The organism is Aeromonas sp. 2MA4 (assembly GCF_029237305.1).
GTDB classification, from domain to species: Bacteria; Pseudomonadota; Gammaproteobacteria; order Enterobacterales; family Aeromonadaceae; genus Aeromonas; species Aeromonas salmonicida.
This window is the reverse complement of record NZ_JAACFY010000026.1, coordinates 12735-37940: the sequence shown is the minus strand read 5'-3', so window position 1 is coordinate 37940 and position 25206 is coordinate 12735. Positions and strand designations below refer to the sequence as shown.

Here is a 25206-nt window from a genome sequence, read left to right as displayed (position 1 = left end):
CATGCCGTCGACCCGACGAAAACCAAGGCTTTCGTCCCTGAACTCGTTTTTACTCTGTTGTCAGGCCCCTGGACCTTAATGGGAGAGGTTAATCCTGCAATCCCATCTTCTTCTTGGTGACCCTGGTTGGCATGGCTTCCAGCGGGTTATCCGGCCAGTAGTGACGAGGATAACGCCCCTTCATCTCTTTTTTTACCAAGGCGTAGGAGCCCGCCCAGAAGGCGGCGAGATCGGCGGTGATCTGCAGCGGCCGCTGGGCCGGGGAGAGCAACTCCACCACCAGCGCCACCCGTCCATCTGCCACGCACGGAGTTGTGCCTTGCCCGAACATCTCCTGAATACGCACCGGGATCACAGGCGCCTGGCCCGGCTGATAACGGATGCGTACCCGGCTGCCGGTCGGTGCCGTGAAATGGCTCGGCAACGCCTCATCCAGCCGTTTGGGCAGCGGCCAGGACAAGGATTGACGCAGCACGTCGCAGAGATTGAGCCTTTTTAGCTGCTCCAGCCGGGTCATGCCACTCACCGCAGGCAACAGCCACGCCTCGAGGCCCACCAGCAGGCTTTCGTCGTCCATGGCAGGCCAGCCATCATCCGGCAGCCAATCGCGGGCGCAACGCAATCGGGCCAGCAGCCCTTCACTCTGCTCATCCCAGGGCAACACATGCAGCCCCTTGCGACGTATGCCCTGCAGCAAACAGCGCCCCTTCTGTTCATCGGTCAGGTCGGTCAACGGCCGCTGGCTCAGCACCAGTTCGCCGATCACCTGCTGGCGCTCGGCCCGTACCCGCTCCTCCCGCTCGTCCCAGTCGAACCACTGGCGCTCGCTTACCAGCTCCGGCAGCTGGCGCGCCAGCTCGTCCAGCTCCACCGGCTCGGCGATGAAGATGCGGCTGCCACGATCGTTTTGCCCCATCTCGATGGCGATCAGGGCCCCTTGTCCCTGGCATGGATGACCTTCTACCAGATCGCAGCTCACCCCACCACTGAGTTGATAGCGGCTGCCACTGCGCAACTTGCCGATCCGATCCGGCCAGGCGAGGGCGCAGAGCAACCCGAGCCACTCCCCCCGGGATTGGCGTTGAGAAGCGTCGGACCTGACACCGAGGCGTTCGAACCAGCGGGCCGCCCCCTGACGCAGGGCGCCCTGTCGGCGATGAAACAGCACGGAGAGGCGCTCCGATCCTCGCAGATCTTCTTCCAGCAGCGCCACCAGGAAAGCCGCATCGGCGACAATCCCTGTCAGACCCTCTGCTTCCAGCTCGCGGGCTCGCAGCAGCATGCGCGCCAACCGGGGGTGCGTACCGAACGCAGCCATGGCGCGGCCAGCGGGGGTAAGTTGTTGCTCACCCTCCGGCGTCATGGCGCCCAGGCTGACCAGCAGCCGCTGGGCGCTGGCCACGGCAGCGGCGGGAGGCATGTCCAGCAGTGGCAAGCTTTCTACTTTTGCCCCCCACTGGGCGGCATCCAGCAGCAGACCGGTCAGCTCCTGGGTCAGAATGTCGGGCGGACTCTGCTCGGCGAGCCGCTCTTGCACCTCGCCGCTCCAGAGTCGGTAGCAGACCCCGGGACCGAGACGGCCAGCACGGCCCGCCCGCTGGGTGGCAGATGCCCTGGCGATCTGGCGGGTCTCCAGCCGGGTGACGCCACTTTTCAAATCAAAGCTGGCGCGCCGCTCCAATCCGCTGTCGATGACCAAACTGATGCCCTCTATGGTAAGGGAGGTCTCAGCCACATTGGTGGTGAGCACCAGCTTACGCTGACCCGCAGGGGGCGGCTCGATGGCGGCCTGCTGGGCCGCCATGTCGAGGCGACCATAGAGGGGAGCCAGGCGCACGTCATCCGGCAAGCGCCCCTCCAGCCATTGCGCCAGCCGCTCTATCTCCCCCTGGCCTGGCAAGAACACCAGAGCACTGCCGGTATGGCTGGCCAGCGCTTCCAGCACCACGGCGCCCACCTGAGGATCCAGCCACTGCTGACGGTTGGCGGGACGGTAGTGGTAGTCGATGGGAAAGCCGCGCCCTTCGGAGCGGATGACGGGAGCATGGGGCAACAGACTCTCGAGCGCCATGCCATCCAGGGTGGCGGACATGATGAGCAGCTTGAGATCATCCCGCAGCCCCTGCTGGCTCTCGATGGCAAACGCCAGCGCGGTATCCGCATGCAGGCTGCGCTCGTGGAACTCATCGAAAATGACCAGGGAAATGCCGCTGAGCTCGGGATCCTGCTGCAACATTCGGGTCAGCACCCCCTCGGTGACAATCTCGAGTCGGGTCCGGGCGCTGGTACGACTCTCGCCCCGGACCCGCAAGCCGATGCGCTCCCCGACTTTCTCCCCCAACTGGCGAGCCAGGAAGCTGGCGATATTGCGCGCCGCCAGTCGACGGGGCTCCAGCATTATGATGCGACCGGGCAGCCGGTTCTGGCGCACCAGCTCCAGCGGCAGCAGAGTTGACTTGCCCGCGCCGGGAGGGGCCTGCAGGATCACGCTGGCATGGGCATCAATGGCGGCAAACAGCGCTGGCAGCACCGAAACAATGGGGAGTTGGGACAAAGCGGCAAACACCTTACGTTAGCGACCTTAAAACGGCGCCCATTCTGCCATAGCATTCGCGGCCACCGTGAGCAGATGTCGCCGGCACAGGCGACGGCAAGATGATCATCATGGCCGTCATCCCACTCGAACCATAGATATAAACGGGATAACAGGATGGCGAGACATGGCAGCGATGACTGCCATAGAATGGCGCCATGTTATGAGCGTAAAAAGGCATCCTCACCAAGATGGCCAAACTTTTCTTTGCCCTGCCCCTGCAACAGCTCGCCCCCGAGCTTATCGACTGGCGTGATCAGCGCCCCTGGCCCGGCCAACCTGTGCCTGAAGCAAACCTCCACCTGACGCTGGCCTTTCTGGGTGAAGCGGATCAGGTCACCACCGCCCGCCTGATGGCAGCCGCAGAACGTCAGCACTGTCCACCCCTTGCCATCACCCTCGATGAAACCGGCTGGTTCAGCCGCGCCAAGGCGGCCTGGGTGGGCCCCAAAACATGGCCCAACGAGCTCAATGTACTGGCCAGGGCCCTGCGCCGCCACGGCGAAAAGCTGGGACTGGGCAATGGGGAACAGGGCTACCGACCCCATGTGACCCTGTCACGCAAGGCGGGCGAGGCCCCCGCAGATCTGCCAGCACCTGACTTTGTGTTGCAGGCAGACCACTTCTGCCTCTATCAGTCGGTCACGGCGCCGGACGGGGTTCGCTATGAACCGCTCGCCTGCTGGCCCCTGCGCGCCAGAGAGAAGATGGCGTCGTGACAGTCGATCGCCCTCGCTTCCTGCCTATAAAAAAGAGAACCGCACCATGATCTTCGATCCCCCCCTGCAGTCCGGGCAGCTCATCTCCCGCTACAAGCGCTTCCTGACCGATGTGCGGCTCGACAACGGCGAGGTGATCACCATTCACTGCGCCAATACCGGCGCCATGACCGGCTGCGCCGACCCTGGTACCCGGGTCTGGTACTCCACCTCCGACAATCCCAAGCGCAATCTGCCCCATAGCTGGGAGATCGCCGAGAGCCCGGCGGGCCACTTTATTTGCGTCAACACGGTGCGCGCCAACCAGATAGCCCGCGAGCTGATCGAACAAGGGGCACTGGCTCCGCTCACCGGTTATGCGAGGCTGCGCACCGAGGTGAAATATGGCGAAGAGAACAGTCGCATCGACCTGCTGCTGGAAGATGACGGCAAGCCGGATTGCTACATAGAGGTAAAGTCGGTAACCCTGCTCGATGAGCGGGAGCAGCCCGGCATGGGCTACTTTCCCGATGCGGTCACTGCCCGCGGTGCCAAGCACTTGCGTGAATTGATGGTCATGAAGGCAGCAGGTCACAGAGCCGTGCTGTTATTTATGGTTTTACACTCCGGAATAGTGAGAATGCGCCCTGCAGCACACATAGATCCGCACTATAGTCTGCTTATTGAGCAAGCAATGACGGCAGGGGTTGAAATTTTATGCTATCGACCCCATGTTGGGGTGCAGAGCATGGTGGCCCAAGATTTTATCCCGTTTGAATCTTGTCACCTGCTACCCGAGGGCAGCGAATAAATGTAGGTGTGGGTAACATAATTGGTACGGCTTGTTTGCCTACGCGTTACCCTTCTGCTATAGATGTCGCCCTCAATTTATGGATGGCACGGGTAGCGTGCTGAATTAGGAGACAGGGCATGCCAACAGGCGAAAACAGGAAATCTCTGGGCCCCCTGGCCGTTGCGGGTGTGGCGCCTTACCAGGAAAAACCGGGTGAGGAGTACATGAATGACCAACAAAAGGCACATTTTCGCAAGATCCTGGGAGCCTGGCGCAATCAACTGATGCAGGAAGTTGACCGCACCGTTGACCATATGAAGGATGAGGCAGCCAACTTTCCGGATCCCGTGGATCGTGCCGCGCAGGAAGAAGAGTTCGCTCTTGAACTGCGTACCCGCGACCGTGAGCGCAAGCTGATCAAGAAGATCGAGAAGACCTTGGTACTGCTCGAAGACGATGACTTCGGTTACTGCGAACATTGCGGTATCGAGATCGGCATCCGTCGTCTGGAAGCCCGTCCGACAGCCGACCTCTGTGTCGACTGCAAGACACTCGCTGAAATCAAGGAAAAACAGATGGCCGGTTGATACCGACCACTGGCATAACTGAAAAAAGGGAGCTTGCAGGCTCCCTTTTTTATTGAGCTTTTCGCTGGGGCGTCCCAGAATGCAGCCTCAATGAACCGTTTGCCCGAATTGCCATGTCCGTGAATACAGTCCCGTCTCCCCAGACTCGCCCTTATATAGGCCGCTTTGCTCCCTCCCCGTCAGGCCCGCTCCACTTTGGTTCCCTGATAGCGGCGCTCGGCAGTTTCTTGCAGGCCAGGGCGCAACAAGGACGCTGGCTGGTGCGGATCGAAGATATAGATCCGCCACGGGAGATGGCCGGTGCCGCCCCTCTTATCCTGCAGACACTGGAGGCCCATGGCCTTGAGTGGGATGGGGAGGTGATGTACCAGAGCCAGCGCCACGGCCGCTATGACGACGTCATAGCGCAGCTCTATCAGGCAGGGGATCTCTACTGGTGCCGCTGTACCCGGCGCGAGATCATGGCAGGTGGCGGCTTTTACAACGGTCACTGCCGCGCACTGGGGCTGGCGGCAGAAGGTTGCGCCGCCCGGCTGCGCCAGCGCCATCCCGTCTACCATTTCGACGATGCGCTGCAGGGACACGTCTCTGTGCCCGCCGGTCTTGCCGATGAGGACTTCATCATTCGCCGCCGGGACGGCCTCTATGCCTATAACCTGGCTGTGGTGGTAGATGACATGGACTGCGGCATCACTGAGATAGTGCGCGGCGCCGATCTGCTGGAGCCCACGGTGCGCCAGATTGCCCTCTACCAGACCCTGGGGGCAAACGTGCCCGCCTGGGTACACCTGCCGCTGGCGGTGCTGGCGGATGGCCACAAACTGTCGAAGCAGAACCATGCTCCGGCACTGGCGCTGGATGAGGTCAGGCCAGCCCTGTGGCAGGCACTCACGTTTCTCGGCCAATGCCCGCCACCCGAGCTGATGGCAAGCAGGATTGACGAGATGATTAGCTGGGGTATTGCCCACTGGCGGCTCGACCAAGTCCCATCCAGAGAGAAGATCAGCCTGGGCTCTCTGACATAGACAGCACAAATTTTTATTTAGCCAAGCCTGAAATTGTTGAATGAAGCACATCGTTTTTCATTTGGTCAGGCCTGAGCTATGATAGGCCGCTATTTTTTGGCCTCCCGTCAATTTAGAAGTCATGAAGAGGTGTACCATTTTTTCCCAGATCGCAAACTTTTGCCGCAAGGTGCTCGGCAAGGAAGACGGCGAGCAGTCGGTGGAGTCTCCCATCCCAGCCCACGTAACCGGGCAGCGTCGTACTTTAAGCCGTGACCAGCACCCCATCTCGCGCAAAGAGATCAGCGAGAATGCGCTCAAGGTGCTCTATCGCCTGAACAAGGGTGGCTATGATGCCTACCTGGTCGGCGGAGGTGTCCGGGACATTCTGCTCGGGAGAACGCCAAAGGATTTCGACATTGCCACCAACGCAACGCCGGAGCAGATCAAGGCGCTGTTCAGCAACTGCCGCCTGATTGGCCGCCGCTTCCGCCTGGCCCACATCGTCTTTGGTCGTGACGTGATCGAAGTGGCCACCTTCCGGGGTCACCACCATCAGGTCAATACCAGCAAGCATGTATCGGCCCAGTCTGATGAAGGTATGCTGCTGCGCGACAACGTCTACGGCACCATCGAAGAGGATGCCGAGCGCCGCGACTTTACCGTCAATGCCCTCTACTACAGTGCCCGGGATTTCACCCTGCACGATTTCGAAGGTGGCATAGAGGATCTCGCCCAGCGCAAACTGGAGCTGATCGGCGACCCCGAGACCCGCTATCGCGAGGATCCGGTGCGGATGCTGCGCGCCATGCGTTTTGCCGCCAAGCTGGACATGACCATCAGCCCGCGCAGCGCCGCCCCCATCAAGGAGCTGGCCCCGCTGCTGCAGGATATTCCGCCCGCCCGTCTGTTTGAGGAGACGCTCAAGCTGTTCCTGGCTGGTGATGGTCTGGCGACCTACAAGCTGATGCGTGAATACGGGCTGTTCCAGCCGCTGTTCCCGCAAGTGGCCGCCCTGTTCACCCCGCACGGCACCTCGCCGTTCGAGCAGTTCATCGAGCTGGCGCTGATCGATACCGATACCCGGGTGCGGGAAGACAAACGGGTCACCCCCGCCTTCCTCTACGCCACCCTGCTATGGGGCTGTGTCGAAGCCCGTGCCCGCGTGCTGGAAAACGAAAGCGGCCTGCCCTGGCACGACGCCTTCATGCTGGCGATCAACGAGGTGCTGGACAATCAGGTACGTATCATCGCAGTACCACGCCGCTTCACCACGGATGTCCGCGACATCTGGGCACTGCAGCAGCGCCTGACCCGCCGTCAGGGCCGTCATCCCGAGCGTGCCATGGAGCACCCGAAATTCCGCGCCGCCTACGACTTCCTGTTGCTGCGCAACCGGGTCGAGCGAGGCCTTGGCGAGCTCGCCAGCTGGTGGGAACGTTATGTGGAGTCCAACCCTGACGTACGCCCGCAACTGCAACGGGAAGCAACCCGCCGCCCTGCGAGCGGCGAGCATGCCCAAGCCGGTGAACCCCGCAGCGGTGACGGCGAGAAACGTGATAGCAACAGTCGCAGCCGTCGTCGCCCGCGCCGTCGCAAACCGAAAGCGGCGCAGTGACCACCAGCGTCATGACCGAAGTCTTCGTTGCCATCGGCTCCAATCTGGCTGACCCACTCGGTCAGGCTCGCCGCGCCGTCGCCGCACTGGCGGCGCTGCCGGAGTCCGAGTTGCAACAGGCTTCCTCATTTTACAGCAGCCGCCCCATGGGCCCTGCGGATCAGCCGGACTACGTCAATGCCGTAGTGCGGCTGACGACCCGGCTAGGCCCTTTGGCCTTGCTGGATCAATTGCAAAAAATCGAGCTGGAACAGGGACGTGTGCGCAAGGATGAGCGTTGGGGCCCGAGAACCCTGGATCTGGATCTGCTGCTCTATGGCGATCAGATCATAGGGCACGAGCGCCTCGTCGTTCCCCATTACGGCATGAAGGAGCGGGAGTTCGTGCTGCTGCCCCTGGCCGAGATTGCGCCCGCTCTGGTGCTGCCGTGCGGCACCCCGCTCGCGGAACTGGTTGCCCGCTGCCCGACCAATGATCTTGCCATCATTGCCCCCGGTGCAGACGTTTAGGAGCCCTGAAACGTTATGAGCAAGATCACCACAGCCAGCCTGCTGAAGATGAAGCAGGACGGCCAAAAAATCACCGCCATCACCGCCTATGATGCCAGCTTCGCCAAGCTGTTCGACGATGAGGGCGCCCACGTGCTGCTCATCGGCGATTCCTTGGGCATGGTGCTGCAAGGGGGTCAGGATACCCTGGCCGTCAGCGTGGATGAAATGGTCTATCACACCCGTTGTGTCACTCGTGGTGCCAGCAATGCACTGATCATCGCAGACATGCCGTTCATGAGCTATGCCACCCCGGAGCAGACCTACCAGACAGCCGCTCGCCTGATGGCGGCCGGTGCCCGCATGGTGAAGATGGAAGGGGGCGACTGGCTGTGTGACAGCATTCGCCACCTGACCCGCAACGGCGTGCCTGTCTGTGGTCACCTCGGTCTCACACCCCAGTCCGTCCATGTGTTTGGCGGCTTCAAGGTGCAGGGGCGTGACGAGTATCAGGCCCAGGAGATCTACCGTCAGGCGCTCTGCCTGCAAGAAGCCGGCATCCAGCTGCTGGTGCTCGAGTGCGTGCCGGTCGCCCTGGCCGAGCGCATCACCAAGGCACTGCGGATCCCGGTGATCGGCATTGGTGCAGGCCCGGCCACCGACGGCCAGATCCTGGTGATGCACGATGCCTTCGGCATCACCTCCGGTTATGTGCCCAAGTTCACCAAGAACTTCCTGGCCGAAACCGGTGACATGCATGCCGCCATCCGGCTCTATGTGCAACAGGTGAGCGAGGGTACCTTCCCCGGTCCGGAGCACAGCTTCAACTGATCCAGGCCTCATGGACGGCAACGGGGGCGAAAGCCCCCGTTTCGCCATTCATGGCAGGCTGATTTAATCCGTATCCCTTTGATTTATTAACCCATATCTCTTTGATTAATCCGAAGGTGCACTGCTGATGTTGGTCGTTAACAATCCTCTCGTTTTACGTGAACAGATTAGCCTTTGGCGCCGTGAAGGGCGTTCCATCGCATTCGTGCCCACCATGGGCAATCTGCATCAGGGCCATCTCACTCTGGTTGAGCAGGCGCACAGCCACGCCGAGAAGGTGGTGGTCAGCATCTTCGTCAACCCGATGCAGTTCGACAAAGCCGAAGATCTCGCCAACTATCCGCGCACCCTGGAGCAGGATTGCGCTGCGCTGGAAGCTGCCGGCGTCGACCTGGTGTTCACCCCGACGCCGGAGATCATGTATCCGCAGGGACTGGCCAGCCAGACCTTCGTCGAAGTGCCGGGTCTCTCCGGCTTGCTGGAAGGGGCGCTGCGCCCGGGCCATTTTCGTGGCGTCAGTACCGTAGTGACCAAACTGTTCAACCTGGTACAACCGGATGTCGCCTGTTTCGGCCAGAAGGATTACCAGCAGCTGGCGCTCATTCGCAAGATGGTGGCCGACATGGCCATGCCCATCGAGATCGTCGGCGTGCCCACGGTGCGGGCTGAAGACGGGCTGGCGCTCTCGTCACGCAACGGCTATCTGACGACGGCCGAGCGGGCGCTGGCACCCGAGCTGGCGCGCACCATGAACTGGATTGCCGAGCAGATTGAAGGAGGCGATCACCACCTGCCCTCCCTGGTGGCCCAGGCCAGCCAGCATCTCGACAACGCCGGTTTTCGCACCGACGCCATCGACATCGTCGATGCCACTACCCTGGAGTCGGCCACCGACAAGAGCCGGCATCTGGTGATCCTGATGGCGGCTTACCTGGGCAAGGCCCGTCTCATCGACAACCGAGTGGTGACGCTCAGCGTCTGAGCAACCCCGATCAGGAGAACTACATGTCCAAGAAGGTTTATTGCATCGCCCAGTTCCTGCCCAAGCCCGGCCAGGAGCAGGCCCTGTTTCAGGTGTTGCAGGCACTCGAGCCAAACACGCTGCGGGAAGATGGCTGCCAGCAGTACATTGTCACCCGCCATATCCCCAGCCCGTTTGCCGAAGGGGAGAGCTTCCCCATCGTCTTCAATGAGATCTGGCGTGACATGGCCAGCTTCGAGGCCCACTGCCAGCGCGCCGAGATCAAATCCTTCTTCGAGCGTTACTGCCTGGCAGAGGATGGTCTGGCTGCCAAGTGGAACGTCTGCGTCTACAGCGACGAACCGGCGCAATATGATGCGCCCCTCCTCCGGGGCTAACCCTCATGCAGTAAAAAGGCGCCAACAGGCGCCTTTTTCATGGTTGCAACTCAGTGCCTCAATCCGGTACCCCGGGAAATAAGCCACCAGGCCAATCCGTAGAGCGCGACTATGAAGCCGATGATGATGAGGTAGGCGGTGCCGAGCGGCACATCGGAGATACCGAGGAAGCCGTAACGGAAGGCGTTCACCATGTAGATGATGGGGTTCACCTGGGAGACCCCCTGCCAGAAGGGCGGCAGCAGGCTGATGGAGTAAAACACCCCGCCCAGATAGGTGAGTGGCGTCAGCACGAAAGTGGGGATGATGCTGATGTCGTCAAAAGTCTTGGCAAATATCGCATTGATGAGGCCGCCCAGGGAAAACAGGATCGAGGTGAGCAGCACGGTGAAGCAGACGCTGAACAGATGATGGATCTGCAACGGCACGAAGAACAGCGACACCAGAGTGACGATGAGACCGACACAGATACCCCGCGCCACGCCACCACCCACGTACCCGGCGATGATGATGTAGTTGGGCACAGGGGCTACCAGCAACTCTTCCACGTTGCGCTGGAACTTGGCGCTGAAGAAGGAGGAGGCGACGTTCGAGTAAGAGTTGGTGATCACCGACATCATGATGAGACCGGGCACGATGAACTCCATGTAACTGAAGCCCCCCATGTCACCGATGCGCGAGCCGATGAGGTTGCCGAAGATGACAAAGTAAAGGCTCATTGTGATGGCGGGCGGCACCAGAGTCTGGATCCAGATCCGGGTGAAGCGGCTTATCTCCTTGGCCAGAATGCTCTTGAAGGCGATGTAGTAGGTGGTCAGATTCATGCTTTTCTCCCCTCCTCGACCAGGTTGACAAACAACTCTTCCAGTCGGTTGGCCTTGTTGCGCATACTCAGCACCTGCACTTGCTGGCTAGACAACTGCTCGAACAGGCTGTTGAGGGACTGGCTCTTTTCCAGATCCACTTCCAGGGTGCGTTCATCCTGCATGCGGCCGTTGAACTCGGGCACGTTTGGCACGGCGGAGCCCGGTGCCAGATCCAGCATGAAGGTCTCGCGGCCCAGCTTGCCCAGCAGGTTTTTCATGCTGGTGTTCTCGATCAGCCGACCCTTGTCGATGATGCCGATGTTGCGGCACAGCATCTCTGCCTCTTCCAGATAGTGGGTGGTGAGAATGATGGTGACGCCCTGTTCGTTGAGCTCTTTGAGGAAGGTCCACATGGAGCGGCGGATCTCGATATCCACCCCGGCGGTCGGTTCATCCAGGATCAGCAGTCTGGGCTCATGCATCAGGGCGCGGGCTATCATCAGCCGACGCTTCATGCCGCCGGAGAGAGTGCGGGCCGGCATGTCGCGTTTGTCCCACAAGTCGAGCTGGCGCAGGTACTTCTCGGCGCGGATCTTGGCTTCCGCCCTGGGCACGCCGTAGAAACCGGCCTGATGGGTGACTATCTGACTCACCTTCTCGAACTGGCTGAAGTTGAACTCCTGCGGTACCAGGCCGAGCTGGGCCTTGGCCTGTTCGAGATCGCTGTCGATGTCGTAGCCAAACACCTTCACCTTGCCGGCGCTCTTGTTCACCAGTGAACTGATGACACCTATGGTGGTGGACTTGCCCGCTCCGTTCGGGCCGAGCAGGGCGAAGAAATCCCCCTGCTTGACGGTGAGATCTATGCCTTTAAGGGCTTCGACGCCCCCCTGATAGGTCTTTTTCAGGCCGCTGATTTCCAATGCGTTCATTGCAACCTCTGTGATGGCGGATCCCATCTCGATACAGAAAAGGCGGCCAAGGCCGCCTGCAGACAGAAGATGGCGCTAGACCACCTCGCCCGTGATCTTCCTGGACCTTGCTTACTCTTGCGGAACTACTTTGCCGATAAACGGCAGATTGCGGTACTTCTGGGCGTAGTCAATGCCACAACCCACCACGAATTCGTCCGGAATGGAGAAACCGATCCAGTCCACCGGCACCTGCACCTCGCGGCGGGACGGTTTGTCCAGCAGGGTGCAGATGGCCAGGGATTTCGGCTCGCGCAGTGACAGGATTTCACGCACCTTGTTGAGGGTGTAACCGGTGTCGATGATGTCCTCGACGATCACCACATCCTTGCCCTTGATGTCATCATCCAGGTCTTTCAGGATACGAACGTCACGGGTGCTGCGCATGCCGGAGCCGTAGCTGGAGGCAGTCATAAAATCCAGGGTGATGGGCAGCGGGGTCTGGCGGCACAAGTCGGCCAGGAAGACGCAGGAGCCACGCAGCAGGCCAATCATGACCACTTCGTCAGAACCCTGATAACGGGCGGTGATCTCTTCACCCAATTTGGCGATCCGGGCGGCAACATCGGCCTCGGAGATCATCACCTCGACAGTGTGTTTCATCACTTACTCCCTCATGGCCAAAGGGGATTTGGCCGTTCATTAACGTCAAAACCGAGGATTCTACCATCCAAGCCGAGAGGCGTCAGGCATACGTGATGCTTTTATCGGCTTATTTTAATTGATAGAGTTAGCAGGCCCTCGGGCATTATCGGTGACAATACTATAAACACCATAATCAATAACTATTAGATGAAAAAACTATGGAACCACGCGCAGAAATTAGACGTCGAACCCGGCTTTCTCCGGAAGCTCGGCGCAATCAATTGATGGAATGTGCCATCGAAGTGTTTTCCCGTCGCGGCATTGGCCGTGCGGGTCACGCCGAAATTGCAGAACAGGCCAAAGTCTCGGTAGCTACCGTGTTCAACTATTTCAACACCCGCGAAGAGCTGGTGGATGAGGTGTTGGCCGAGATCGAACGTTTCGTTCACCAGATGCTGGAACAGGCCTATACCGGCCAGGGCCCGGTCAAGGAGAGCATTCACCGTCACGTGAAGCTGTTTGTTGACGCCGCCTACGATCAGCCCGACCACGCCAGTATCTGGCTGGAGTGGAGCTCATCGGTGCGGGAAGAGGTCTGGCCCCGTTACGCCAAGTTGCTGGACAAGGCGCTGGAACGCATAGCGCCCCACTTGCAACAAGCCATGGATGCCGGTGAGATCCAGAGTGTGCTGTCCGCCCAGGACCTGGCTCGCTCCCTGACCGGCTTTGGTTACGTCATGATGCAGATGATCAATCAGCCACAACGCCCCTCACGGGAAGATGTGACCGATTTTCTGTTCAAGTACGTGACGGCCCCCATCCAGGCTGCATAACCCGCCTCGTGAATAAAAAGCGGCGCCGGACTGTTCAGGTCGGCGCCGCTTTTGTTTGTCTGCTATTCGTTCACATCTCGCCTCAAGATTTGGCGTAACCCCAACGCTCTGTCAGGCCATGCTCGATCCCGAGGTGATCCAGGATCCGCGCCACCATGAAATCCACCAGATCTTCGATGCTTTTGGGCTCATGATAAAAACCGGGTGCGGCGGGCATTATGGTCACCCCGAGCCGTGCCAGTTTGAGCATGTTCTCCAGATGGATGGCGGAGAAGGGGCTCTCGCGGGGCACCAGGATCAGCTGGCCGCGCTCCTTGATCACCACATCCGCCGCCCGCTCCAGCAGGTTGTCGGAGGCGCCGTTGGCAATGGCCGACACTGTCCCCATGGAACAGGGACAGACCACCATCTGTTTCGGGGCCGCCGACCCCGAGGCCACCGGCGAGAACCACTCCTCCTTGCCGCAGGCCACTATCTGACCCTCTTTGGCGCCGTACTGGCGACAGAGATAGGCGGATAGCTCTTTCGGCGAGCTGGGCCAATCCTGCTGCTGCTCTGTCTTGAGCACGACTCTGGCCGCCGATGAGGCCAGCAGATAAACCCGATAGTCCGCCTGCACCAAACATTGGAGCAGGCGCAGGGCATAAGGGGCGCCGGAGGCGCCGGTCAGCGCCAGGGTGACTTGTTTCAGCATGATGGTCCTTGGCTCTTCTTCTGGCATGGGAACAAACAACCGCAAGGGATCAGCCACGACGTCATAGTTCGCCGTGGTAATCCTTGAGACGGGCGATCAGCTTGTCATGAATGCCGCCGAAACCGCCGTTGCTCATGATCAGAATATGATCGCCGTCGCGGCACTCGGCCACCAGGCGGTTGATCAGGGTCTCCAGTTCGTTGAACACCTTGGCCGGACGGCTCATGTGAGCGGTCACCTCCCCGAGATCCCAACCTATATTGGGTGGCTGGAAGAAGAACACCTCGTCGGCGCCGTCGAAGCAGGCAGCCAGCTCCTCCTTGTGGACTCCCAGCTTCATGGTGTTGGAGCGGGGCTCCAGCACCGCCAGGATACGGGCCTTACCCACCTTGGCGCGCAGACCGCCGAGGGTGGTCTCGATGGCGGTGGGGTGGTGGGCAAAATCGTCATAGACGCTGATGCCCGCCACCTCGCCCTTGAGCTCCATCCGCCGCTTGGGGGACTTGAACTGGCACAGGGCGGCTATGCCGTGCTCCACCATGACACCGGCGTGACGGGCAGCGGCGATGGCCATCAGCCCGTTGTTGACGTTGTGCTCGCCGATGCACTCCCAGTGCACCTCGCCCTGCTTGCTCCCATCCAGCCACACCTCGAAGGCAGAGCCGTCGTCGGCCAGCTTGACCGCCTTCCACTTGGCGTCGTCCTGACCCACCAGCTCGACTTCGCTCCAGCAGCCCATCTTGCGCACTGCAGTGAGGTTGTCATCGGCCTGCGGGAACAGCACCCGGCCATTGCTCGGTACTGTGCGCATCAGGTGGTGGAACTGGCGCTGGATGGCGGCGAGATCCGGGAAGATGTCCGCGTGATCGAACTCCAGGTTGTTCATCACCAGAGTACGCGGATGGTAGTGAACAAACTTGGAGCGCTTGTCGAAGAAGGCACAGTCATATTCGTCCGCTTCGATGACGAAGAAGGGCGCAGAGCCCAGGCGGGCTGATACCGGGAAGTTGCCCGGCACGCCACCGATAAGGAAACCCGGCTCCAGCTTGGCGTATTCCAGCACCCAGGCCAGCATGCTGGCGGTGGTGGTCTTGCCGTGGGTGCCCGCCACTGCCAGCACCCAGCGATCCTGCAGCACATGCTCCAGCAGCCACTGAGGACCGGAGATATAGGGCAGATTGCGATCCAGCACATACTCCACACAGGGATTGCCACGGCTCATGGCGTTGCCGATCACCACCAGATCCGGTGCCGGATCGAGCTGGGAGGGATCATAACCCTCGGTCAACTCTATGCCCTGTTGCTCGAGCTGGGTACTCATGGGGGGATAGACGTTGGCATCCGAGCCGGTCACCCGATAGCCAAGCTGTTTTGCCAACACCGCCAGGCCACCCATGAAGGTGCCGCAGATCCCGAGAATGTGAATATGCATACCGCTGCCTTTTCCAGTAAAGGGAGTGCGCATTCTAGGGGTTGTTGAGGTTGCGGCACAAGCCGCGGTCGCGACGAGAAATAACCAACCCCGGAGACGGTGGCAGCAATTTGGCACACCCAGGCTGCGCGACATCAGCCAACTCTGTCACAGTGCCCTCGAAATATGGTCATTTGACGCGACATCGCTATAATATCGGCCTGCAAACTTGACTCCAACACTGAAGGAAACGTCATGAGCCTGAACCTGGTACCGGCTGGCAAGAGCCTGCCCGACGACATCTATGTCATCATCGAAATCCCGCAGAATGCCGATCCGATCAAATACGAAGTCGACAAGGACAGCGGTGCCATCTTTGTTGATCGCTTCATGTCTACCCCTATGTTCTACCCGTGCAACTACGGTTACGTGAACGCCACCCTGTCTCTGGATGGGGATCCGGTCGACGTGCTGGTGCCGACTCCTTACCCGCTGCTGGCTGGCTCCGTCATTCGTTGCCGTCCGGTTGGCGTGCTGAAGATGACCGACGAATCTGGCGAAGATGCCAAGATCGTGGCCGTTCCGCACTCCAAGCTGACCAAGCAGTACGACCACATCAAGGATGTGAACGATCTGCCCGAGCTGCTGAAAGCCCAGATCCAGCACTTCTTCGAGCGTTACAAAGAGCTGGAAGCAGGCAAGTGGGTCAAGGTAGAAGGTTGGGGCGACAAGGCCGCTGCCGAAGCCGAGATCGTTACCTCTGCCGAGCGTTACGCAGCCAAGTAAGCGTCTCTCTCGTGAAAAGGCCCCTGTGGGCCGATACCAAAAATTAAGGCGCCAATGGCGCCTTAATTTTTTAGGGCTTTCGCCCGCCTCAACGGCCGTGGTACTGAGCAGAAAGCTCGTGCACCGCATTCACAAACACCCCGGCGTGCTCCGGGTCCACATCCTGATGGATACCGTGACCCAGGTTGAAGACGTGGCCGTTGCCGCTGCCAAAGCCCGCCAGTATGGTGGCTACCTCTTCGCGGATACGCGCTGGTGCCGCATAGAGCATGGAAGGATCCATGTTGCCCTGCAGCGCCACCTTGTCACCGACCCGGCGCTTGGCGTCCGCTATGTCTATGGTCCAGTCCAGCCCCAGGGCATCGCAACCGGTGGCAGCGATCTGCTCCAGCCACTGGCCACCGTTCTTGGTGAACAGAGTGACCGGTACGCGGCGACCTTCGTTTTCGCGGATCAGACCGTCAACGATCTTGTGCATGTGTTGCAGGGAGAAGTCGCGATAATCCCGCGGGGTCAGCACGCCGCCCCAGGTGTCGAACACCATGACGGACTGGGCACCGGCCTTGATCTGGGCATTGAGATACCCGATCACGCTGTCGGCCAGCTTGTCCAGCAGCAGGTGCAGTGTCTGCGGCTCGGCATACATCATCTGCTTGATCTTGGTGAAGGCCTTGGAGCTGCCCCCCTCCACCATGTAGGTGGCCAGGGTCCAGGGACTGCCGGAGAAGCCGATGAGCGGCACTTCACCCTTGAGCTCACGGCGTATGGTGCGCACCGCATTCATCACGTAGCCGAGCTCGTCTTCCGGATCCGGAATGGGCAGCGCCTGCACGTCAGCCATGGATTTGATGGGTCGCTCGAAGCGCGGGCCTTCACCCTGTTCGAAATAGAGACCCAGCCCCATGGCGTCGGGCACGGTCAGGATGTCGGAGAAGAGGATGGCGGCATCGAGCGGATAACGGCGCAGGGGCTGCAAGGTGACTTCACAGGCCAGCTCGGCGTTGCGGCACAGGGACATGAAGTCCCCCGCGACGGCGCGGGTCGCCTTGTATTCCGGCAGATAACGGCCAGCCTGGCGCATCATCCATACTGGTGTCATGTCCACGTCCTGGCGCAGCAGGGCACGCAGGTATCGATCGTTCTTCAGCTCTTTCATCCCAGTTCCTGAGTCATGTCATGCATAAAATGGCGGATATGATACCACTTTGTACGCGGCGGGGGACGGCCCAAAGATGCGGCCAGGCCGCTGCAAGCGCAAAGATGTGAAGGGGCGCAAACAAGCGCCCCGTTTTTCCCCTGATGACAAGGTCAGACCGGCCTCAACCCTCTTCGGCCAGGCTCTGCTCAATCAAACGCCGCGCTATGGTGCCATGAGGCGGCAACCGTGGCAGCCGGTCGGCGGTGAAGAAATCAGCTGCCACCAGTTCATCGTCCTGTACCCGGATCTCGCCGCTCTCGTAGTCGGCGGTAAACCCCATCATCAGGCTGTGGGGGAAGGGCCAGGGCTGACTGGCCACATAGCGCACGTTGCGCACCCGGATGCCGCTCTCCTCGAACACCTCCCGCGCCACGCACTGCTCCAGGTTCTCCCCCGCTTCCACGAAACCAGCCAGCACCGTATACATGGGATCCTCCACCTGATAGTGACGGCGATGGGCCGCCAGCAGTATCTCGGGACCCTTGCGGACCGCCACTATGATGCAGGGGGAGATGCGCGGATAGACGGTGTGGCCAAGCTGGCACACCTGGGCCCACTCACCCGCCTTGGGGGCCATGGGGGCACCGCACTCGCCGCAGAAGCGGTGGCTGCGCCGAAAGGTAGCCAGTTGCCAGGCGCGACCCGCGAGACGAAATCCCTCTTCATCCCCCGCTATCATCAGCTGGCGCAAGGGGGTGAAATGGCTGGCATCGGCATCTGCCCCCAGGTCCAGCAAATAGCAGGGCAGGCCATCCCACTCATCGAAACGCTCGAATGACGCCGGGTGAAAATGGGCAGGCAAACAGGCTCGGGGGCCTTGCGGAATATGGCCCTGTTCATCCAGCAGGACGAGGTGATCGCCCCCCAGTACGAACCAGCGGGCCTGTTCGGTTAATGACATCAGATGCAGACTCTCGTTGAAAATCAGGTTGAAATCCCTTGTCGAAAACAGTGTGCAAGGCACGGACAAGTGGCGACCATATTACGGCCAGGCAGGCACCTTGGCGACCCCAAGATGGCGAGTCCACCCCACTCCACGGCCAAGAAAAAGGCTGCCCGCAGGCAGCCTTGATGCAAAGACCTCAAAACGCCAATCAGGCATCGCCCATCGCCAGCAGGGAGGCATTGCCGCCCACCGCAGTGGTGTTGATGGTGCGGGTCTTCTCGGTGACGAAGCGACCGAGGTAGTAGGGACCGCCCGCCTTGGGGCCTGTGCCGGAGAGGCCCTGCCCACCAAAAGGCTGCACCCCGACCATGGCGCCGATCTGGTTGCGGTTGATGTAGACGTTGCCCACGTTGATGCGGCTGGCCAGCTCCTCGGCGTGGGATTCGTTGCGGCTGTGGATCCCCAGCGTCAGGCCGTAGCCGGTGCCGTTGATATCCGCAATCACCTTGTCCAACTCACGGGCGGCGTAGCGCACCACATGGAGGATGGGACCAAACTGCTCCTTCACCAGCTCACGGATAGAGCCAATCTCCAGCGCCGTCGGTTGCACGAAGTGACCCGCCAGCGTCTCGGATGGCATGGGGGCTTGAGCGATCAGACGTGAGCGCGGGATCATGTGCGCCAGGTGCGCATCCAGCCCGGCCTTGGCCTCGGCGTCGATGACGGGCCCCACGTCCGTGTTGTGCTCGGCCGGATTGCCCACTTTCAACTCCTGCAGGGCGCCGGTCAGGATCTCCAGCACCCGCGGTGCTATCTCCTCCTGCAGGTAGAGCACCCGCAGGGCGGAACAGCGCTGACCGGCACTCTGGAAGGCGGCGCTCACCACGTCGCGCACCACCTGCTCCGGCAGAGCGGTGGAGTCGACTATCATGGCGTTCTGGCCACCGGTCTCGGCGATGAGCGGCAGTATGGCGCCATCACGCTGGGCCAGCGTCAGGTTGATGAGCTTGGCAGTCTCGGTGGAGCCGGTGAAACAGACGCCGCCAATGCGAGCATCCGCCGTCAGCCTTGCCCCCACTGTGGCACCATCGCCCGGCAGCAGTTGCAGCACATCGCCCGGGATGCCCGCCTGATGAGCCAGGGTCACCGCCAGATGGGCGATGAGGCCGGTCTGCTCCGCCGGTTTGGCGATGACGGTATTGCCGGTGGCCAGCGCCGCCGCGACTTGCCCGAGGAAAATGGCCAGCGGGAAGTTCCACGGGCTGATGCAGACGAAGACGCCCCGGCCCTGCAGGAACAGCTCGTTCTGCTCGCCGGTGTAGCCTGGCAGCAGGGTCGCCTGTCCCATCAAACCACGGGCCTGCAGCGCGTAGTAACGGCAGAAGTCCACCGCCTCGCGCACCTCGTCGATCCCATCCTGCAGCAGCTTGCCCGCCTCGCGAGTACAGAGCGAGATGAACTGCTCGCGGTTGGCTTCCAGCAGATCTGCCAGCTTCTCCAGCGCAGCGGCACGCACGCTTACCGGCGTCTCACGCCAGCGCGGGAAGGCGGCATGAGCCGAGGCCAGCGCCTGCTCTACCGCCTGTGCATCGGCCCAGTGGATCTTGCCCACCAGCTGGCTCACATCCTGCGGACTCAGCACGGTACGGGCTTCGCTGCGCTTGAGGGTTTCGCCATCAACGATGGGGCCCGCCAGCCACTGCTTGCTCTCCAGCTCTTTCAAACGGGCGAAGAAGGGACGCTGGATGGAGACGATATTCATGTTGACGCCGCTGGAGTTCTTGCGGTCGCTGAACAGATTCACCGGCTGTGGAATGCGATCGTTGGCCAGACTGGTGTAGCGCTTGAGGGTGCGCAGCGGGTGTTCGGCCAGTGAATCCACCGGGGTGTTCGGGTCCACCAGCTTGTGAACGAAGGAGGTGTTGGCCCCGTTTTCCAGCAGGCGACGTACCAGATAGGGCAGCAGATCCTTGTGGGCACCGACCGGGGCATAGATGCGGCAGTGCAGGCCGGGATGGTCGTTCAGCACTGCATTGTGCAACTCCTCCCCCATGCCGTGCAGGCGCTGGAACTCAAACTGGCGATCACCGGCCATTTCCAGAATGCAGACCACGGTATTGGCATTGTGGGTCGCAAACTGGGGAGAGATGAAACCACGGGTCGGCTCGCTCAGCAGGTAGCGGGCGCAGGCCAGATAGGAGATGTCTGTACCCGCCTTGCGGGTAAAGAGCGGGTAGCCGGGCAGGCCAGCCTGCTGGGCATATTTCAGCTCGCTGTCCCAGTAGGCGCCCTTCACCAGCCGCACCGGGATCAGGTCCCCCTGCTCCCGGGCCAGTGCCGTCAGCCAGCAGAGCACCGGCAGAGCGCGCTTGGAGTAAGCCTGCACTACCATGCCGAGCTTGCCCCAGCCACGATTGGCGTCAGAGCGGTAGAGCTGCTCGAAGAGATCCAGTGACAGCTCGAGGCGGTCCATCTCCTCGGCATCGATGCTGATGGCCACGTCCTTGTCGCGGGCCAGGCGCACCAGACCCACCAACCGCTCGCTCATTTCGCCGAGCACCCGCTCGCGGTTCGCCACGTCATAGCGCGGATGGAGCGCCGACAGCTTGATGGAGATGGAGGGGGCCGGGCCGCCGTCGCTGATGCGCTCATTACCAACCGCCTCGATGGCGCGCTGGTAGTCGCCGAAATACTTGTCCGCATCAGCCAGGGTCAGGGCGGACTCCCCCAACATGTCATAGGTGTGGGTGTAACCCTTCTCGCGGGACTTGCGGCTCGCCTTGAGGGCCTCTTTCATGTCGCGCCCCAGCACGAACTGCTTGCCCATTATCTTCATGGCGGCATACATGGCGGAGCGCACCACAGGCTCGCCGAGCTTGTTGACCATGCGCCCCAGCATGTTGGCCGGATTGCCGTCCAGCTTCTTGTCCAGCTTGATGATCTTGCCGGTCAGCATCAGGCCCCAGGTGGAGGCATTGACCAGGGTAGAGTCGCTCTTGCGAAAATGGGAGGACCAGTTGGCGCCGGAGAGCTTGTCCTTGATGAGGGCGTCGGCGGTCTCTGCATCGGGGATGCGCAGCAGGGCCTCTGCCAGGCACATCAGTATGATCCCCTCCTGGGTATCCAGGCTGTACTCCTGCAAGAAGGCATCGATGCCATCTCCCGAACCACTCTCCTTGCGTACCTTGGTGACCAGGGCGCGGGCGCGCTGGGTCACCTGCTCCAGCGAGGCCCCATCCCCCGGCAACATGGCGGAAAGCTCCGCCAGATAGGCGTTTTCATCCACCACGTAATTCTGGGTGATGGCTTCGCGCAAGGCGGCCAGATCGGAGGGAATGTAGTCAGCAGCAAGCACTTGAGTAGCTTTGAACATAGGGGGTCTTCCTGTACGCCCGCAGGCTATATCGACGAAGGCGGTCGTGCCGCCGAAACGCCGATAATGTATACAATATCCACCCATAGATGAAATGAAATTGTTGCCTGTTATTAACAAAAATCGCTGACTGGCAAATTTAGCCCGTATTCAGACCAGGAGACGGCGAGACAGACAAGTTTATCGCCTTATTTTGTATACAATTTTATGCGAGGCAAAAAAGAGGGGCCGCTATTGCGACCCCTCTTCATCCGACCGACAGGAACCGTCAGTTCATCCAGCGCTCACCGCGACTGCGGCGGCGGGGCAGCATGGGCAACAGTATGCCAAGCAGGATGCCGCCACCCACCATGGCACCACCGCGGATGAACCAGTCCATCTGCATGTCGTGCTCCTGGTTGTCATAGCTGCGGGTCAGGGCCTCGTTCTGCTCCTTGAGGTTACCCATCTCCTCGCTCTGGCTGGCAAGCTGGGCCTTCAGGCTGTCGATCTCCTTGCTCTGCTCGGCGATCTTGCCATCCTTCTCGGTGAAGCGTTTTTCATTGTCACCGTTGAGGTTCTGCAGGCGAGCCTTGAGATCTTCCAGCTCTTGCTGGACCTGGGGCAGACGCTCGCGCAGGCTGATCTCGCCCTGCAGCTCGGCGTTCTTGATCCAGCCTTCACGGCCACGACCGTCCACCACCTGGGTGAAACCGGCTTCGTTGTTCACCGCCTTTACTTCCAGCGGTTCACCCGCCTTGACGCTGCCGAGGATCCGGAACTGGGTACCCGGACCATTGTGGATGAAGGTAAAGATGTTGTCTGAGACATAACGGGTGTCGGCCAGTGCCTGTTGGGCACACAAGCAGATAAGGATCCCGAGAAGGGCGCGCATGGTCGATCGGTTCTCTTCTTTTGGTTAGGTGACAGGCCGAATGTTAAGCCGCCAGCGGGTCAAAGGACAAGCAAAGAAAAGCGCTTCCCCCCGAGCTGAGAGCTGACTCGCAACTTGCCCCTCACTCACGCGACCATTCCGGACGTCGCAGGCTATTTCTGTTTCAGTGCCTTCACCTCTTCGCGCAGGGCACGCAGCTCCTGAAGCAGCAGATCCTGCTGCGCACTCTGTTGATGGCGCCACTTTTCCAGTTCGTTGTCACCCCGCCCGTGTTGCAGGAACAGGCTGGCCATGAAGCCGCTCAGGGCGCTGAACAGACCGACCCCGAAGATGATCATCAGGCTGGCGACGAAACGCCCCTCCTCGGTTTGCGGCACTATGTCGCCGTAACCGATGGTAGAGAGCGTCACCAGGGTCCACCAAAAGGCGTCATAGGCGTTGTGGATCTGGCTGCCGGGTCTGTCTCCCTCGACCCAGTAGATGAGGGCCGTGCCCACCCCGATTTGCAGGAAAAAGATCAGCAGTATCCCGGCCAGACGGCTCTCGTTTCGCCCCCTGCGCACTATGGCGAGCAGGTCCGGGTTGCTGCGCAGCAGCTGGATCACCCGGTAGAGCTGGATCAACCTGGCCCAGCGCAACTGCTCCACCATGGGCAGACTGCCCGGCAGATAGAACCAGTTCGCCTTGAAGAAGGCTCGCTTGTCACTGGCACGGAACCAGCCATAGGTGAAATGGGCGAGGAAGACGTAGCAGATCAAACTGTCAAGATCATAAAAGAGGGAGAGCGTCTCGGGAGTGAAGTGGCGAGTCCCCAGCCAGCGGAATCCCACCAGTACCACTGAGACGATGGAGAGCAGGGCCATGAGCAGATCCATGGATCTCAGGCCAGAAGAGTGATGTCGCATACATTTTCCTACTTTAGGCACGGTGCGAATTAATAAAAAGGAAGATAATGCCGATAGTCCTGAGGACAAAGGAAAACCGGTCATTAAAAGGAGAAAAATTATGCAGTTAAACCCGCTGGAGAGGCGAATGAGCAATATCCGGCTGGTACCCAAAGTGGTACTGCTCATGGTGTTCAGTACTGTGCTGCTGCTGGCCAAGCTCTGGTTCGATGCCAGCAATCTGGAAACCACACTGCTGAGTGAGGGCATAGACGCGGACAAGGCCAACGCCATTGCCGATCGCCTGCTCTGGAGCGGCGTGATGGAAACCGCCGTGATGGGAATCGTCTTCGTCGTGTTGTTGCTGACCGGCTCCCGCCTCATGGTCAAGCAGGTGCACTATCTGGTAGGCCTGCTTGAGCGTTTCGCCCGCAAGGATCTGAGCCACAAGGTGCTGCTCAAGTCTCGTGATGAGTTCGGCGACATCGCCAAGGCCGTGGCCCACTCACAGGAGAATCTCAAGGAGGTGTTCGGCACCCAGCGCGTCGCCTGCAAGGAGCTCAATGACATCGCCTCCCAGGTCACCCTTTGCATGGAAGAGGCCAACGAGGCCATCAACGAAGAGTTCACCCAGATAGAACAACTGGCCAGCGCCATGAGCCAGATGGTGGGTGCCATCCGCGAGGTGGCCGCCCATGCGGAACAAGCTTCCCATGCCACCGCCGAAACCAGCCTGCTGGCCGAAGAGGGCAGCCGCTGCGTGGCGGCGACCGTCAACACCATAGATACCCTCTCCGGCAACATCCAGCGCTCTTCCAACGTGGTCAATCAGGTGGAACAGGGGGTCGAGCAGATAGGCTCAGTGGTGGATACCATTCGCAGCATCTCGGAGCAGACCAACCTGTTGGCCCTCAACGCCGCCATCGAGGCCGCCCGTGCCGGCGAAGCGGGTCGCGGCTTTGCCGTGGTCGCCTCCGAGGTGCGCGAGCTGGCCAACCGGGCCCAGGCCGCCACCGTCGAGATCCAGAAGATGATCGAGCAGTTGCAGGGCAATGCCCATCAGGCTGCCGAGTTGATGGCCCAGAGCGTGCAACAGGCCGACAAGGGGGTGGAGCAGGTGACCCAGGCCGGCGATCAGCTCGCCACCATAGTGCAGCGGGTACAGGGTGTGGCGGACATGAATCGCCAGATCGCGGCCGCCTCCGAGCAACAGAGCTCGGTGGCCGAGGAGATGAGCGGCAATCTGGAGCAGGTAAAACAAGTCGTGGAAGGTTCAGTGGTGGTACTGCGGGAGCTGCAGGAAGCCTCCGAGCTGGTGGAACATCACAGCCAGACGCTGGATACCCATATTCAGGCCTTCAAACTGGCCTGATGGCATAACGTGAGCCAACCTGTGGGCTCGTGGTGACCGCTACCGAATACCGGAAAACCCAGGTCTGGCCCAGACAGGCCTCCGGCAATGCGGCGGCGGTAAGGACACAAAAAAACGGCGCCTCTGTTAACAGAGGCGCCGTTTTTCCCATCAGTGGGTGAGCCCGTCAGGCGTCCGGGTCGAAATCCAGACTCAGGCTGTTGACGCAGTAACGCTGGCCTGTCTCGGTCGGTCCGTCGGGGAAGACGTGACCCAGATGGGAGCCGCACTGGCTGCAGGTGATCTCCACCCGCTTCATGCCGTGGCTGCTGTCTTCTGTGTAGGTCACTGTGCCTTCGATGGCTCGATCGAACGAGGGCCAGCCGCAGCCGGAGTCAAACTTGGCATCCGAGTGAAACAGCACGCTCTTGCAGCAAACGCAGAGATAGTCACCACTCTTGCGGTTGTGGAGCAAGGCACCGCTGTAGGGCTGCTCGGTGCCTTTCTCCCAGCAGACACGAAACTGTTCCGCACTCAGCTTGTTGCGCCACTGCTCGGGATTGTTGTTGCTCATACCGACTCC

Annotated in this window: 24 protein-coding genes; 12 read left to right on the top strand and 12 right to left on the bottom strand. The window is 60.7% G+C overall.

What is annotated here, in order from left to right; genetic code table 11:
- Window positions 1-88: 88 nt before the first annotated feature.
- Window positions 89-2554: an ATP-dependent helicase HrpB gene (hrpB, locus tag GWQ31_RS20200; protein WP_275910138.1), complete on the bottom strand. Its 2466-nt coding sequence runs from the start codon at window positions 2552-2554 to the stop codon at window positions 89-91.
- Window positions 2555-2784: 230 nt separating this feature from the next.
- On the opposite strand from hrpB, the gene thpR reads away from it, so the two are divergent.
- The 9 genes from thpR (at window position 2785) to GWQ31_RS20155 (ending at window position 9971) form a co-directional block, all read left to right on the top strand.
- On the top strand, window positions 2785-3312 hold the full coding sequence (thpR, locus tag GWQ31_RS20195; RefSeq protein WP_275908224.1) for an RNA 2',3'-cyclic phosphodiesterase: 528 nt from the start codon (window positions 2785-2787) through the stop codon (window positions 3310-3312).
- 46 nt (window positions 3313-3358) lie between these two features.
- The gene (gene sfsA / locus GWQ31_RS20190) at window positions 3359-4102 is read left to right on the top strand and encodes a DNA/RNA nuclease SfsA (RefSeq protein WP_275910137.1); all 744 of its coding nucleotides are present in this window, start codon (window positions 3359-3361) and stop codon (window positions 4100-4102) included.
- A gap of 119 nt (window positions 4103-4221) precedes the next feature.
- The gene (gene dksA, locus GWQ31_RS20185; protein ID WP_005313182.1) at window positions 4222-4671 is read left to right on the top strand and encodes an RNA polymerase-binding protein DksA; all 450 of its coding nucleotides are present in this window, start codon (window positions 4222-4224) and stop codon (window positions 4669-4671) included.
- A 113-nt stretch (window positions 4672-4784) separates the two neighbouring features.
- The gene (gene gluQRS, locus GWQ31_RS20180; RefSeq protein ID WP_169046742.1) at window positions 4785-5696 is read left to right on the top strand and encodes a tRNA glutamyl-Q(34) synthetase GluQRS; all 912 of its coding nucleotides are present in this window, start codon (window positions 4785-4787) and stop codon (window positions 5694-5696) included.
- Between the two features lie 121 nt (window positions 5697-5817).
- On the top strand, window positions 5818-7293 hold the full coding sequence (pcnB, locus tag GWQ31_RS20175) for a polynucleotide adenylyltransferase PcnB (RefSeq protein ID WP_087756442.1): 1476 nt from the start codon (window positions 5818-5820) through the stop codon (window positions 7291-7293).
- Window positions 7294-7304: 11 nt separating this feature from the next.
- Window positions 7305-7802, top strand: a complete 498-nt coding sequence (gene folK, locus GWQ31_RS20170; protein WP_111588076.1) for a 2-amino-4-hydroxy-6-hydroxymethyldihydropteridine diphosphokinase — start codon at window positions 7305-7307, stop codon at window positions 7800-7802.
- Between the two features lie 15 nt (window positions 7803-7817).
- Window positions 7818-8612: a 3-methyl-2-oxobutanoate hydroxymethyltransferase gene (gene panB, locus GWQ31_RS20165; protein ID WP_087756443.1), complete on the top strand. Its 795-nt coding sequence runs from the start codon at window positions 7818-7820 to the stop codon at window positions 8610-8612.
- 127 nt (window positions 8613-8739) lie between these two features.
- Window positions 8740-9594, top strand: coding sequence for a pantoate--beta-alanine ligase (gene panC / locus GWQ31_RS20160; RefSeq protein ID WP_111587957.1), 855 nt, complete (start codon window positions 8740-8742; stop codon window positions 9592-9594).
- 23 nt (window positions 9595-9617) lie between these two features.
- Entirely contained in the window at window positions 9618-9971 is a 354-nt protein-coding gene (locus tag GWQ31_RS20155) for a putative quinol monooxygenase (RefSeq protein ID WP_021139408.1), read from the top strand.
- Between the two features lie 50 nt (window positions 9972-10021).
- Here GWQ31_RS20155 and GWQ31_RS20150 read toward each other — a convergent pair whose 3' ends face one another.
- The 3 genes from GWQ31_RS20150 to hpt form a co-directional block, all read right to left on the bottom strand.
- Window positions 10022-10795, bottom strand: coding sequence for an ABC transporter permease (locus GWQ31_RS20150; protein ID WP_005313201.1), 774 nt, complete (start codon window positions 10793-10795; stop codon window positions 10022-10024).
- Window positions 10792-11709, bottom strand: coding sequence for an ABC transporter ATP-binding protein (locus GWQ31_RS20145; protein ID WP_005313204.1), 918 nt, complete (start codon window positions 11707-11709; stop codon window positions 10792-10794). The genes GWQ31_RS20150 and GWQ31_RS20145 overlap by 4 nt, the downstream gene beginning before the upstream one ends.
- A gap of 111 nt (window positions 11710-11820) precedes the next feature.
- On the bottom strand, window positions 11821-12351 hold the full coding sequence (gene hpt / locus GWQ31_RS20140) for a hypoxanthine phosphoribosyltransferase (protein ID WP_005313207.1): 531 nt from the start codon (window positions 12349-12351) through the stop codon (window positions 11821-11823).
- A gap of 200 nt (window positions 12352-12551) precedes the next feature.
- Between hpt and GWQ31_RS20135 the strand changes: the two genes are divergently transcribed.
- Window positions 12552-13166, top strand: a complete 615-nt coding sequence (locus tag GWQ31_RS20135; protein WP_011898368.1) for a TetR/AcrR family transcriptional regulator — start codon at window positions 12552-12554, stop codon at window positions 13164-13166.
- An 82-nt stretch (window positions 13167-13248) separates the two neighbouring features.
- Here the strand turns inward: GWQ31_RS20135 and GWQ31_RS20130 are convergent, their stop codons facing one another.
- Together GWQ31_RS20130 and mpl are read right to left on the bottom strand one after the other, a co-directional pair.
- Window positions 13249-13860 (bottom strand): flavin prenyltransferase UbiX, encoded by a 612-nt coding sequence (locus GWQ31_RS20130; protein ID WP_275910136.1) that lies wholly within the window; start codon window positions 13858-13860, stop codon window positions 13249-13251.
- 61 nt (window positions 13861-13921) lie between these two features.
- Window positions 13922-15292: a UDP-N-acetylmuramate:L-alanyl-gamma-D-glutamyl-meso-diaminopimelate ligase gene (gene mpl, locus GWQ31_RS20125; protein WP_059113058.1), complete on the bottom strand. Its 1371-nt coding sequence runs from the start codon at window positions 15290-15292 to the stop codon at window positions 13922-13924.
- Window positions 15293-15526: 234 nt separating this feature from the next.
- On the opposite strand from mpl, the gene ppa reads away from it, so the two are divergent.
- Entirely contained in the window at window positions 15527-16057 is a 531-nt protein-coding gene (gene ppa, locus GWQ31_RS20120) for an inorganic diphosphatase (RefSeq protein ID WP_005313216.1), read from the top strand.
- An 88-nt stretch (window positions 16058-16145) separates the two neighbouring features.
- Here ppa and hemE read toward each other — a convergent pair whose 3' ends face one another.
- The 5 genes from hemE to GWQ31_RS20095 form a co-directional block, all read right to left on the bottom strand.
- Complete coding sequence (hemE, locus tag GWQ31_RS20115; protein WP_275910135.1) at window positions 16146-17213, bottom strand: uroporphyrinogen decarboxylase; 1068 nt, start codon at window positions 17211-17213, stop codon at window positions 16146-16148.
- A 163-nt stretch (window positions 17214-17376) separates the two neighbouring features.
- Entirely contained in the window at window positions 17377-18156 is a 780-nt protein-coding gene (gene nudC / locus GWQ31_RS20110) for an NAD(+) diphosphatase (protein ID WP_275910134.1), read from the bottom strand.
- 193 nt (window positions 18157-18349) lie between these two features.
- Window positions 18350-21514 (bottom strand): bifunctional proline dehydrogenase/L-glutamate gamma-semialdehyde dehydrogenase PutA, encoded by a 3165-nt coding sequence (putA, locus tag GWQ31_RS20105; RefSeq protein ID WP_275910133.1) that lies wholly within the window; start codon window positions 21512-21514, stop codon window positions 18350-18352.
- A 268-nt stretch (window positions 21515-21782) separates the two neighbouring features.
- The gene (locus GWQ31_RS20100; protein ID WP_017411655.1) at window positions 21783-22388 is read right to left on the bottom strand and encodes a TIGR04211 family SH3 domain-containing protein; all 606 of its coding nucleotides are present in this window, start codon (window positions 22386-22388) and stop codon (window positions 21783-21785) included.
- Window positions 22389-22540: 152 nt separating this feature from the next.
- Complete coding sequence (locus tag GWQ31_RS20095) at window positions 22541-23293, bottom strand: potassium channel family protein (RefSeq protein WP_169046745.1); 753 nt, start codon at window positions 23291-23293, stop codon at window positions 22541-22543.
- Window positions 23294-23393: 100 nt separating this feature from the next.
- On the opposite strand from GWQ31_RS20095, the gene GWQ31_RS20090 reads away from it, so the two are divergent.
- Window positions 23394-24644, top strand: a complete 1251-nt coding sequence (locus GWQ31_RS20090; protein WP_034523776.1) for a methyl-accepting chemotaxis protein — start codon at window positions 23394-23396, stop codon at window positions 24642-24644.
- Window positions 24645-24810: 166 nt separating this feature from the next.
- Here the strand turns inward: GWQ31_RS20090 and msrB are convergent, their stop codons facing one another.
- A complete protein-coding gene (msrB, locus tag GWQ31_RS20085; RefSeq protein ID WP_058395907.1) occupies window positions 24811-25197 on the bottom strand; it encodes a peptide-methionine (R)-S-oxide reductase MsrB in 387 nt (128 codons plus the stop codon).
- Window positions 25198-25206: the final 9 nt, after the last annotated feature.